Origin of the sequence: Massilia jejuensis (assembly GCF_042656795.1) — a bacterium.
In the GTDB taxonomy this organism is placed as follows: Bacteria; Pseudomonadota; Gammaproteobacteria; order Burkholderiales; family Burkholderiaceae_D; genus Telluria; species Telluria jejuensis.
In genome coordinates this window covers 215597-228080 of sequence record NZ_JBHSMS010000040.1, presented here as the reverse complement: position 1 = coordinate 228080, position 12484 = coordinate 215597, and the positions used below count along the sequence as shown (strand labels likewise).

The 12484-nt window shown below is 68.1% G+C and carries 10 protein-coding genes; all 10 read right to left on the bottom strand.

What is annotated here, in order from left to right; genetic code table 11:
* Positions 1–49: 49 nt before the first annotated feature.
* Positions 50–898 carry a beta-1,6-N-acetylglucosaminyltransferase gene (locus tag ACFPOU_RS14110; protein ID WP_379722279.1) on the bottom strand — a complete coding sequence of 283 codons (849 nt, stop codon included), beginning with the start codon at positions 896–898 and terminating at the stop codon, positions 50–52.
* Positions 899–1017: 119 nt separating this feature from the next.
* Entirely contained in the window at positions 1018–3255 is a 2238-nt protein-coding gene (locus ACFPOU_RS14105) for a heparinase II/III domain-containing protein (protein WP_379722277.1), read from the bottom strand.
* 269 nt (positions 3256–3524) lie between these two features.
* Positions 3525–4289, bottom strand: a complete 765-nt coding sequence (locus ACFPOU_RS14100; protein ID WP_379722275.1) for a glycosyltransferase family 2 protein — start codon at positions 4287–4289, stop codon at positions 3525–3527.
* The gene (locus ACFPOU_RS14095; RefSeq protein ID WP_379722273.1) at positions 4279–5490 is read right to left on the bottom strand and encodes a glycosyltransferase family 4 protein; all 1212 of its coding nucleotides are present in this window, start codon (positions 5488–5490) and stop codon (positions 4279–4281) included. The genes ACFPOU_RS14100 and ACFPOU_RS14095 overlap by 11 nt, the downstream gene beginning before the upstream one ends.
* Entirely contained in the window at positions 5491–6996 is a 1506-nt protein-coding gene (locus ACFPOU_RS14090) for an oligosaccharide flippase family protein (protein ID WP_379722271.1), read from the bottom strand.
* 22 nt (positions 6997–7018) lie between these two features.
* Entirely contained in the window at positions 7019–8482 is a 1464-nt protein-coding gene (locus ACFPOU_RS14085) for an O-antigen ligase family protein (protein ID WP_379722269.1), read from the bottom strand.
* A gap of 21 nt (positions 8483–8503) precedes the next feature.
* On the bottom strand, positions 8504–9190 hold the full coding sequence (gene epsI, locus ACFPOU_RS14080) for an exosortase-associated protein EpsI, B-type (RefSeq protein ID WP_379722267.1): 687 nt from the start codon (positions 9188–9190) through the stop codon (positions 8504–8506).
* On the bottom strand, positions 9187–10185 hold the full coding sequence (gene xrtB, locus ACFPOU_RS14075; protein ID WP_379722265.1) for an exosortase B: 999 nt from the start codon (positions 10183–10185) through the stop codon (positions 9187–9189). The genes epsI and xrtB overlap by 4 nt, the downstream gene beginning before the upstream one ends.
* Entirely contained in the window at positions 10186–11052 is an 867-nt protein-coding gene (gene epsG / locus ACFPOU_RS14070) for a chain length determinant protein tyrosine kinase EpsG (protein WP_379722263.1), read from the bottom strand. It lies immediately after the preceding gene.
* Between the two features lie 12 nt (positions 11053–11064).
* On the bottom strand, positions 11065–12474 hold the full coding sequence (epsF, locus tag ACFPOU_RS14065; RefSeq protein ID WP_379722261.1) for a chain length determinant protein EpsF: 1410 nt from the start codon (positions 12472–12474) through the stop codon (positions 11065–11067).
* Between the last annotated feature and the right edge of the window lie 10 nt (positions 12475–12484).

The following is a 12484-nucleotide window of genomic DNA, read 5'->3' as shown; positions in this document are numbered from 1 at the left end:
TGAGGGCGATCAAGGACGCGTGGGCGGCGGCTGGCCGCGTCCTGGGCGGTCAAGCGCCCGCGCCGGCGTCGAGCCGCGCGCGCAGGCCGGCGCTCCTCGCGCTATCGAGCTTGCGGCAAAAATGCGCGCCCGAGGCGCGGATGCGTTCCAGATCGGCCTCGACCAGGACCTGGGGATTGCGCGCCGTGCCGGCCGGCCATTGCACGTACCGGTAATTGCGCGCCAGGACGCGGCCGGCGAAGGGCGAGGCCATCAACAGCGTCTGAAAAAACATTTCATCGGGACAGAGCACGGTGCGGAAAAAACGCGCCAGTCCGGGCTCCAGTTCGACCCGCGCCAGCAGCGCGGCCAGGCAGGGCCGCGACAAGGCCCACCAGGTCGAGCCGCCATACGGGTACAGGCCGGCGGGAAAACTGCGCGTGCGACGCGCCAGGCGCAAGGCGCGGTTGGCCAGCGCGCAGGCAAGCCGGCGCGGCAGCGCGCTGCCCTCGCTGTAAAAATACTGGTAACGGTAATCGGCGGGCCAGCCCGCGGGGCCGATCGGCACGGCATCGATCAGTTCGACGTCCGCGTGGGCCGCCAGTTCCCGCTTCAAGGCCGCATTCGACAGGACCGGATAATCCTGCGCCGACAGGAAGGACAGCTTGTCGAATGCCGGTTCCCTGGCGAGCACCTGGCGCAGCGACGCAAGCGTCGCCCGCACCTGGCCGTAACTGCCCCAGCGCACATCCAGGCGCGGGTCAATCCGGTGCGCGCGCGGATCGACATCGCCCGGGTCGACCTTCCATTTGCGGTCGAGGTGGACATACAGGACGAAGTCCGGATCGCGCAGGCGCGCCAGGAGCGCGTTGAGCTGGGCGAGATCCTTGTGCGCATGGATCAGGAAGACCTGTTTCATGGCTGCCTCCATCGTGCCGCAACGGCTACATGGAAAAACGTCCCCGGAGCATGCGGGCCGCGGGGACGTACGCGGTGCATGGGCACCGACTATAGCGCGGGCTTGGCGCCCGCTTGCGTTCAGTTCAGCGTGACACTTTGCCCCGCGACAGTGACGGTGCGCACGGTACCGGAAGTCGCCACCTGTACCGCCGGCCGCTTGCAGCCGACGTCGAGCAGTACCAGGAATTCGGCGACCGACTTGCCGTCGTTCGGCAAGTAGAAGGCACCATGGTCCTCGACCACATTGGCCTTGGGGCTCGGGCCGATCCACTTGGCAAAACTGGCGTTGGCGTTGAGCGAGCGCACGCAGACCGACTGGCCATTGATCGCGATCTTCACCGCACTTGGACTTTCTACCGTCATCGCTACCGGCGCATGCAGGTTGAACTCGTAGGTGTGCGGCACGGTGGCGCTGAGGCGGTCGCGCACCAGGATCGCATTGCCGGCGTTGCGCAGGTGCCAGACCTGGCGCTTGGCCATCGTCAGCTGGCCGCCGTAGGCGGCCGTCGCGTCGCCTTCGGCATGGTCGTAGCTCGGCTGGGCGGCGAAGGCGGTGATCTTGCCGTTGCGCTGCAACTGCTCGCGGTAGCCGGTCACCAGCTGGCCCTTGCCGCCGTCGAAGGTGATCGCGTTCTGCGAGCGGGTCTGGTGGTACCAGTCGGTCCAGTAAGGCGAACCGTACCAGTCGTACCAGCCGGCCTTGACGAGCAGCGGCTGCCCCGCCACCGACAGCAGCAGGCCGTTCTGGTCGCCGTGGCTGTGGTTGAACGAACCGTACGGGCTCGATTTGAAGTACAGCGAGCTGCGCGCGGTGGAGCCGATGTCGCTGTGCATCGAGACCCAGCCGATGCTCGGGTAATAGGCGCTCGAGGACGGCGGCGACAGGATCTTGGTGTCGGCCACCGGCATCGGGTACGGCGCCTGCAGCAGCGAGAGCGTGTCTTCGGTGCCGCCCAGCTTGGAGACATACCAGGCCGCGCGCGGCGAGACCATGCGCGAACCGAAAGCATGAAAGACGCGCGTGTCGGGCCTGGTTTCGGAGCCGTCGCCGAAGGCATGGATCTTCGAGCCCGGCGGCGTGAACTGGGTGGCGAAATCGAGGAAGCCCAGTGCCCACGGCTTGGCGTAGAAATTCACGCCCGTCGCTTGCGTGAGCGGGTCCCACAATTGCACCAGGTAGCCGGCCGCGTATTCGGCGTAAGCGGTGCCGTTGGCAAAGCCGCCTTCCGGACCGGCCCAGGGAGAAGGCGCGTTGGCATACGCCCGGAAAGAGAAATCGAACCACTTCTGCGCTTCGGGTATGTCGCCCAGAGACAGCGAGGAAATGAGCACCAGGAATACCAGGCTGGTGTTGCCGTGCGAATCGAACGGGTACTGGTCGAGGCGGCCGTTGTCGCCGGCCAGGTTGCGGTAGATTTCCTCGGTCCGCACGCGCACCGTTTCGAGCCACCTGGCCTTGCGCGCGCTGTCGAGGTCGCCTGCAAGCGAATCGACCGCCTTGATCAGCGACACCGAAATCTGGCGCGTGGCCTGGTCCTGGTTGACATAACTGGTCGGGCCTTTCGGGTCGAGGCTGGCGAGCTGGTCGCCTTTCCTCAGCGCTTCGGTGAGGAAGGTCGGATCGCGCTTCAAGCGCCACATGACGCTTGCCGCTTCGAGCTGGCGGCCCGCTTCGTTGATGCGCTGGCGGATGTCGGTTTGCTGCGAGGCCATGGCCGCCGTCAGGGGCGTGGCGATCGTGATCGGCCAGCGCGTATCGCTCAGCACCGGCAGCGCACTGGCTTGCAGCTTGATCTCGTTCGTCATGCGGCTGACATAAGGATCGAGCGCGGTCTTCCTGGCCGCGCTCCAGGTCGAATACAGGGTGAACGAGGCAGGCAGCGCGCGCGGACGGGGCTTGGCCGCGATGCGCGCACGCAGCGTGGCGTTGTCGGGCACCTCGAACACGGTCGAGCGCGTCGTCAGCGAGAAGCTGCGCGGGATCGTCCAGTCGCTGCTGCCGGTCGGACGCACACGCCAGGTGTAGTTACCCAATGGCAGCGCCTTGGTAGGCAGATACCAGTTGCGTTTGACGACGGCCACGATGGGGGCGCCGCCGGCAGGCGTGATGTCGATATCGTAGGCGGCCGGCCCGGTCGGGTGGCGTGCCCAGGTGAAGCCAGGCGGATTCTGCGCCTGGATGGCGCTGTTGGCCGGACTTGGCTGGACAATCAGCGGATCGGTTGCCTGCGCCCAGTCCGCATGCGCATGCAAGGACAGCGCGCACAGCGATGCCAGGGCAAGGGCCTGGACCAGGGCGCGAAGATGGGATTTCATGAGTGATGCTCCGAGAACGATGGATGACTTCCGGCGGACCGGTGGTCCGCGTGCTGCTGGAAGCGGCGTCCACTGCAGCGTGTCGCCGTTCGAGCAAAATGATGTTACCGTAGTAAGAAATTGAACAAAGGCAACTTTTTCCAGAAATCATCATTTTTGAAGGTTACTTCTCAGAAATCGAACTGCAGAGCAACACACTTGTTCAAGCCATATTTTCGCAGTATCAACAGCCGTGACTGTTCACAAAGACAAACCGTCAACACCGGGTGTCAAGGCGACATATCCGATGCCGCCCGCAACGCCTGCATGCGCTTCCAGTAACGCAGGCAATACAGGGCAAAAGCCAGCGGTGCGCGGCGCGCGTGGCGGCGGCGCACGCGGAATTCTTCCTGTCTTGCGCAGATTTTATTGCTCGATGAAACGCTGCCAGCGTGTTCGCGAAAGACCGCGAGCGGCAGGTCGAGCTGGGCCGGGCTGGCCGTGAACGCCAGGCGCAGCCAGAGATCGATGTCCATCGCGTAGCGCAGGCTCGGGTCGAAGCCGCCGACCCGCGCGAACCATGCGCGCCGCACGAACACGGCCGGATGGGGAATGCTCGTCCTGCCCGATGCGTACGCGCGGTAGCTGAAGGGCTGCATCGGATAAGGCGGCGCCAGCTCGCCATCGCGCAATACCTGGATGTTGCCGACGACCCAGGCTGCGCCGGTGGCATCGAAATGCCGCGCCACCTGGGCCAGCACCTCGGGGCCGGCATAATAATCGTCCGCATGCAGGTGGGCGACGATGTCCCCGCGCGCCGCTGCAATGCCGTGGTTCATGGCGCGGCTGATGCCGCCGCCCACGCCCGGCAGGATGCGCTTGTTGCCGCGATAGGCGGCGAGCATGTCGAGGGTGCCGTCGAGCGAGCCGCCGTCGACGAACACGTGTTCGAAATCGCGCCAGGATTGGCTTGCCAGCGAAGCGAGCGTGTCGCCCAGGGTGGCGGCGCTGTTCCAGGTACAGGTGACGATGCTGAAACGGGGATCACTCGGCATACAGGTCCACCAGGCGGGAAACGATGACGGCGGCGTCCGCGCCGAACTGCGGCGCGGGCGCCCGACGCCGCGGCGCCGTCGCCAGGATCAGGCGCAGGCGCTCGACCAGTTCCGGCATGTTCGCGGCCAGCTGCAGCTGCCCCGGGTATTGCTGGTAGCTGGCCAGTTCCGGGGTGCCGCCGCGTGCCAGCGCCAGGCAGGGGCGGCCCAGCGCCAGGGCTTCCAGCACCGTCGTGCTGCAAGCCTCCTCGCACACCGAAGGCACGACGCAGACGTGGCTGCGCGCCGCCAGGGCCAGCGCGGACGGGTAATCCTGCCAGCCGAGAAAGCATACGGCGGGCGCGGCGTAGCGCGCCTCGAGGCGGCCGCGTTCGGGACCGTCGCCGGCGATCGTGACGCGCGCATGCGCGGGCAGGCGGCCGTGGGCAGCGGCCAGGAATTCGGCGAAACCCTTGCCGGCATCGACCCGGCCGACCAGGCCCACCGCCCCTGCCCCGGCTGCCGGCGCCGCCTCGGCCGCCTGGCGCAGCGCCGCGTAGTCGACGAAATTCGGGATCACGCGGCAGCGCGCGAGGTCGGCGCCGGGGACCGCGCGCAAGAATTGGCGGCGCAGGAAATCGGACACGAAGACGGTCTTGCGCATCGCAAAAACGCGCGCGCTGGCCTGGCGATAGCCATCGACGGCCAGCGCCGTGACCGACCTGCGCAGCGCACCCGCGCCAGCCGCGATGCACGCCGAACAGTCGCGCGCGGCGCGCGCCGTGCACACGTCGTCGTCGCGAAAACGCAGGTGGACCAGGCATTCGCTACCCTGGTCATGGCGGGTCTGCACGAAATTGAGCCCGCGATCGACATACAGGCCGACGGCCGGCAAGTGGCCGTGGTAATGCACGGCATCGAAGCGGCCGGCATGGCGGTTGATGGCGGCGCCGATCTTGCGCGCAAAATACGGGCGCTTCAAGGGATTGAATATGCCCAGCTGTCGTTCCTTCCAGCCCGGATGGGCATAATCGAAACCGGGATCGACGGGGCCGCGAAAGCCGATCTGCGCCGGTCCGGCGTCCGGGCCGCAATCGTTTCGTCCGAGGATGCGCACCATGTGCCCGCGCGCGATCAGCGCATTGCCGAGCGTGACCACGTGCTTGCCAAGGCCGCCGACCTGGGCGCCCGGCAAGTCTTCGGAGACGAGCAGGATGCGCATCTAGCCTCCCGCCAGCGCCTTGACGCGCGCCCAGGCCCAGCGCCGGTCGACCGGCTCGACCACGAACACCGCGCCCAGTACGACCAGCAGGCTGGCCGTCATGACGACGACCAGCACGAAATCGGACACGCTCCGGTCGAACCAGCGCTCGGCCAGCCCGGCGGCCAGCGCCACGGCGCCCGCCGCCCCCATGCCCGGCAGGTAGGCCTGCGCGCACAACCGCGCCAGCCGGGTCGGCACCGTGCGGCCATGGACGACGACAAGGAAGACCAGCGTGAACACGCTCGACGCGACCAGATGGCCCCAGGCGGCGCCGACGATGCCCCAGCCAGCCACGCCGGCATACACGATGGCCAGTCCGGCAAGCGCGCGCGCTACCGCGAACAGGCCCGACAGGCGCGGATGCCCCATGCCGTCATTCACCAGCGAAGGCAGGCTGGTGAGCGAATCGATAAATTGCGACAAGGCCATCAGCGCCAGCACGGCGGCGCCGTTGCGGGCAAAGTCGGCGCCCATCCACAGCAGCAGCGCCGGATACGCGAACACGGCGAGCAGCACCAGCATCGCCGCGTTCAGGTAGACGACATAGCGCGTGGCCTTCAAGTAAACGCGGTCGAGGCGGGCCAGCTCGCCGTTCGCCGCCAGCGCACTGGCGGCTGGAAAAAACACACTGGAAATGCGAAAGGTCAGGCTGAGCACGCGGTTGGCGAGGGTGGCGGCGACCGTGAAATACGCCAGGCCGGTGACGCCGACCAGCGCGCCGATGATCAGCTTGTCCGCGTGGGCGTACGAGAGCGCGGAAAAGCGCGACAGGAAGGACCAGCAGGAAAAGCCGAGGATATGCGCGCGCAGGATGCGCTCCGGCCAGCGCCAATGCAGCATCGGCAACAGGCGCCGGATGCCACGCCATAGCACCAGGCAATGCACGCCGCTGGCGGCCACGCGCAAGGCGATTATCTCGAACAGGCCCTGGCCCATGAACAACACCACTACCGTCAACAGCGGCACCAGGGTGCCGAACACCATCTCGATCAGGCCCGAGACGTCGAAGCGCAGCAGGCCCTGGGGCACGCTGTGCAGGTAGCCCTGCAGCTGGCCGAACAGGAAGCCGAGCGCGGCCAGCCGCAGGCAGGCGACCGCCTCTTCCGTGAACGCGGGCGGGACGACGAATACCCGCGTCACCAGCGCCGGCGCGCCCAGGACCAGGCCGAGCGCACCGGCGGCGCCGATCAGCGCGTAGACGGCCAGGCCGAAGCACAGGGTCGCGCCGACCTGCTCATGGTCGCCGCGCGCATGCTGGCCGGCGATGAACTTGACCGAGCCGGCAGTGACGTTGATGTCGATCACGGCGAAATAGCCGACGATCGCGGTGACCAGTGCGTACAGGCCGTAGCCGGCCTCCCCCAGCCCGGCGACGATCATCGGCACGGTGGCCAGCGCGGCCAGTGCCGGAATGGCGGCGCCGAGCAGGTTCGAGCCGGCGTTGCGAAGCAGGCGCAGGTTCATGGCGCGCGGCCGGCGGCCGGACTCATGCGGGCGCCACGTCGGGCCGCAGGCGCACGTGGCGGGGCCGCTTGCGCAGAAGCGGCGCCTGGCTCGCCGCCAGCGCCACATACGGCAGCGCCAGCGCGACGGCGATCATCTGTGTCGTGCGCACCTGGGGGAACGGCGTGCCGATCAGGACATCGGGGATCATGAAGGCGACGGCGGCAACGCCGGCCGTGCCCAGGCCCAGCAATTCCGGCGGCAAGGTGCGCAGCGCGCGCCGGGCCACCACCACGAAGGCCCAGACCGTCCCAGTCAGCAGCGCAATGCCCGGCAACCCGCTTTTCAGGGCCACGTGCAGGATGCCGCTGTGCACGAACAGGCCGCCGTCCGGATTGGCTTGCCAGGAAATCTGCTGGTAGCCCGTATAGCGGCCCCAGGAGCCGATGCCGGTGAACGGCCGCGCCAGGATGTCGGCCAGCACCAGTTTCAGCTCCAGCACGCGCTCGCTTTCCGGGCCAAAACGGCGCGACTGCATGTCGTAGAACAGGCTGCCCAGGCCGCCGCCGCCCTGCGCCTGCCCCAGCCGGCGCAGCGCGGCATGGCCGAGCGCCCCGCCCACCAGCGGCAGCGCCGCCAGCACCAGCTGCACGCGGCGGCGCAGCGGAAAGCGCAGCAGCACGACCGCGCAGCCGAACATGAAGCCGATCCAGGCGCTGCGCCGGTAGGAGAGCACGATGCAGGCAGCCGTCGCAAGCAGCGTCAGCCATTCGAGAGTGCGCCAGGCCGGTTGCGGCGCAGGCCGCGCCGGGCCCGGCCCGAACAGGGCCACGGCGGCGATCGCGCACGCCATCATGCTCAGCAGGCTGTCGTTGATGTCGAAGAAAGTGAGGCGGATCCGGATCGCGTTCATGTTCGCGTATACATTGTTCGGGTCGCCTCCGAAAGCGGTCCAGCGGCCCAGCCCGTACAAGGCGCGGATGAGGCCGGCGAGCATGATGCACCGCGCCAACTCGAGCGCTTCCTCGCGGGTGCGGAAGGCCAGCAGCAGCAAGGCAACAAGCGGTCCCATCCACACGATATTGGAGAAGCCCGAGGGCGCCAGCGCCTCTCTCGCCGGCACCCCCGCCAGCACACCCGCGCCAAGGTGGGCAGCGAGCAAGGCGGTCCAGCCCCAGAACCAGGGCCGCAGACTGCATGCTGGCGCCGCGCTGCGCCCGAATCCCGCCGCCACGCGCGCGCAGCACCATAAGCCGAGCATGGTCCATACGACGAGCGGAAAGACCAGCAAGCCGGAACCGCGGCTGTAGACGCCGGGCGTGACGAACACGGCAAGGCTGCCGTAGCTCGTCGACGTGGTCCAGAAGAACACGCACAGGTAGGGATAGACGAGCAGGCGCGGCCACACGAGGCCGAGACCGACGGCGAGCACGGCGCCCAGCGCCAGCAAGGCCACGACGACGAATGGCAGCGACGTGAACACATACTGGAGCAAGGTGTCGCGCATGGCGGTGGCCCTGGCGGTGATTCAGCCGGCACCGTTGCCGATGAGCCGCGCACGCTCGGCCGCGCCGAGGGCGGCCAGCAGTTCGGCGATGAAGCGGTCATGCTGGCGCCAGGCGGCCGGCTCGTCGTTCGTGATGCTCGAGACCCGCACCAGTATGCCGTCGGGGATCTCGCCCGACAGTCCGTAGGCCAGCCGTCGCAGTTTGCGCTCGATGCCGGAGCGGGTGGCGTGTTCGCCGATCGTGATCCAGTAAGTGATCGGTTCGTTGCGCTCCTGCTGGCGCGCGACCAGGCGCTGCACCGGCAGTACCCCGTACGGGGTGGAGAGACGATCGCTGCCGTCGCTGACCAGCTGGAATCCCTGGGCCACGTAGCAGACTTCCGGCAGGTGCAGCTGCAGGGCCTTGCTCTGGTCGCCACCATAGGCGATCGACAGCATCACGCGCCGCCCCGCGTCGTCGACATAGGTGCGCGACAGGGTCTGGTCGTAGATCTTTTCGAGCACGCCCTGCTGCTCGGGGTTGGGCGTGAGTGGCACGATGTGCGGATCGATGCGCCAGGCGCCGAAACGCGCGGGGATCATCGCTTCCAGGCTGAACGACGCCTCGGCCTGGACCGCTTTCGGCGAAGGGGTCAGTGCCACCGTCAGGGCCGAGGTGGCGGCCATCGCCACCCCCAGGACGAGGCTGGAAAGGAGGCGCCGGTTCATGCGCCCTGCCCCCGGCCGGCCAGGCGCCGGCGCGCGGCCCATTGCAGGCCTGAATCGACCGCCAGGATGAGCGCCAGCGCCGTGAGGAACAGCACCATGCCGGCGAAGCCGTGCAGGAATCCCTGGCCGGCGGCGTCGCCCAGATGGTAGGTCACCAGCGTCAGCACGATGACGCGGATGACGTTGGCCGCGAACGAGATCGGAACGATCAGGATCGCCAGCCCGACATTGCGAAATGCGGACGGGTGGCGCATCAGGTTCAGGTAGAACAGCCCGAGCGCTTCGAGCGTGAGCAGGGTCTGCAGGCCGGCGCAGGCGTCGGCCACGAGCAGCTGGTACTGGCCGACCTGCAGGATCACGCCGGAGCGGGCCACCGCATAGCCGGCCGCGAACAGGATCTGCTCGGTGGCCCAGGACACGGCCATCTTCATCGGCATCGTCACGGCGGCCACGAATTCGCTGGGCAGCGGCACCATGAACAGCATGAAAATGAAGGGAAACCAGAGTAGCCGCAGCGCCCGCGCGCCGCGCTTGACCAGCACCAGCGCCGCCAGCACAAGGATGACGGCCCCGATTTCGAACATCAGGATGTGCTGGGTGCGACCCAGCAGATGGAGCATGAGGCCCAGCAGCAGCACCGGCCAGCCCGCCGCCGACGAGGCCGCACCCAGGGCATGCACCGCGGGCCATTTGCGGTAGAGAAGCCACAAGGCCAGGGCGAAGATCATGGGGCCGTGCGCCTGTTCCTCGCCGATCCAGGCGCCGGTGAACAGGTCGGCAAAGGTGGGCAGGAACAGCACCGCCAGGCCGAGCCAGACCGGCCACCATTCGGGCACGGCCTCGCGCAAGCGCGCGCGCGGCGATTCGCGCACGGCTTGCGGCGGCGCGCCGGTGGGCGCAGGCGTGGCGGGCGTTACCGGCGCGTCCGGCGCCGGCTGGCCGGCAATACCGGGCGACACCGGAAGCACGACGCCGGAGCGTCCCTCGCCGGCCATTCAGAACTCCATCACGACGGCGCCGACCACCTCGGCGCCCGCCTCGACCAGTTGTTCGGCCATGCGCGCCACCTGAGCCAGCTGCGTATGGTCCTTGCGCGCCGCCAGCAGGACGCCGCCGGCCAGCCTGGCGACGCCGAGCGCATCGGCGCCGGCGCCAAACGGCGCCAGGTCGTAGAGCAGGATGTCGTAGCGGCTTGCGACCAGCGCGTGCAGGCTGCTGAAGCTTTCGCGGCTGAGGAGTTCCTGGGGATTCGGCGGCAGGGTGCCAGCCGGCAGCACCGACAGGTCGACGAAACCGGGCACGCGCACGATGACGTCAAGGTCGGTGCGGCCGGCCAGCAAGTCGGACAAGCCCTGGCGCGGCTTAAGTCCGAAAATTTCCTGCTGGCGCGGCGCGCGCAGGTTCGCATCCACCAGCAAGGTCTGCTCGCCCAGCTGCGACAGGACCACGGCAAGGTTGGCGGCACACAGGGAAGCGCCGTCGTCGGAATCGGCGCCGACGACGGCCAGCGTGCGCCGCCCACGTCCGAACCAGCGCAGCATCAGCTGGCTGCGAATGGCGCGCAAGGCCTCGACCTGGGGCGAAAACGGTTCGTAGGCCGCCACCAGCCGCGCCGAAAAGGCGGCCTGACCAGCCAGCACGTAGGGATAGGCGAACTGGCGCGCCAGTGCCAGGCCGATATCGTCCTCGCTGACCAGACCCAGGCGCATGGCCGCTTCGCCGTAGCGGATGCCGAGGTCGCGGTGCATGCGCAGCACGCGGTCGGCGTCGTCGGCAGTCAGCTTGCCTGCCTCGATCAGCAGCATGCCCAGGCGCGAGTCGGCCGCGTCGACCGCCAGCGGAGAGAGGATCGGTGAATTCATCGCAAGCTCCTGTCAGTGCAGGCGCAAGGGCCGGCTTGGCTTGAACAGCGCGCGCAGGCCGCTGCGCCGCGGCGGCGCATGCCACTCGATGGTGCCGAGCACGGGAATGCCCAGCAGCTCCTGCATGTCGCCGGCCGAGCGCACCGGACGCCGCAGCAGTTCGAGCAACAACGCCAGTGCGAGTCCCAGCACGGTGCCGAGCAGGATGGCAACGAGCGTATTGAGGAGCACGCGCGGACTGGACGGTTCGCTGGGCGCCACCGCCGGATTCAGGACCGCGATGTCGGATTGCTCGGCCTGCGCTTCGATCCGGGTCTGCGAAAAACGGCCGCTGGCGGTGTCGAACGCGCGCTGGGCGCTGTCGAGGTCTTTCAGCAGGACGCCGAGTTCGTCGCGCGCGCGGTTCAGTTCGAGCACCCGCGTCTTTTGCGCGGCCAGCGCCGCGCGCAATTGTTCCTCGCGCTGGCGCAGCACCCGGGCGTTGCCGCCGACACTCTTCGATACCATCCCGAACGCGGCATTGAGGTCGGCGCGCATCTTGTCGACCTCGGCGCGCGCCGCACGGTAGTGCGGATGGTTGCCGCCGTAGCGCGCCGCGCCTTCGGCCAGCTTGGCCTCGGCCGCGGCCAAGCCCACGCGCAAATTCTGGATCAGGGGATTGTTGGCCACATCCGGCGAATGCGCGGCGCCGCTGCCGGCCATGCGCTCGCGCGAGGTCGCCTCAAGGGCGGCCGCCTGTGCCACCACCAGCTGGGTCGACAGGTCGTTCAGGCGCGCCAGTTCGATGTCGATGCGGTTATTGTCGAGGCTGACGATTCCTTTTTCCTGCTGGTACTTCGACAGGCGCGCCTGGGCGGCCTCGACGTTGTCGCGTAATTGCCTGGTCTGCTCGTTGAAATAGGACGCGGCCTTTTTCATCGGCTCGGTCTTCAACTGCACGCTGGCGTTCTGGTATTCCTCGGCGAACGCGTTCGCCACCGCCGACGCGAAGGCCGGGTCGGCGCCCTTGAAGCTGATTTCGACCACGCTCGACTCGCGCGCCGGCTCGATGTCGAGCCGCCTGAGCAGCAAGTCCGCCAACCAGTCGCGCACCGTGCCCTTGCCCTCGGTCGCTTCCTCGAACTGGGCGGTCACGGTAGGACTGCTCGCCAGGCGCAGGCGATCGACCACGCGCAGCGCGACGTTCCTGCTGCTGATGATGTCGATCTGGGTCGCCATGTAGCCCGGCAGGAGCTGCCCCGGCATGGTCAGGCCGGTGAGCGGATCGACGCCCTTGTAGTTCAGCAATACCGATGCCGTGGCGGTGTAGGTCTTGCTCTGCACCAGGCTCCAGCCGAGCGCAAGCACGATGGTGGCGAACAGGGTCGACAGGATCAGGCGGCGGCGCGCGCGCAGCAGCATCAGGAATTGGCGCAGGTTCATGGTCGCATCC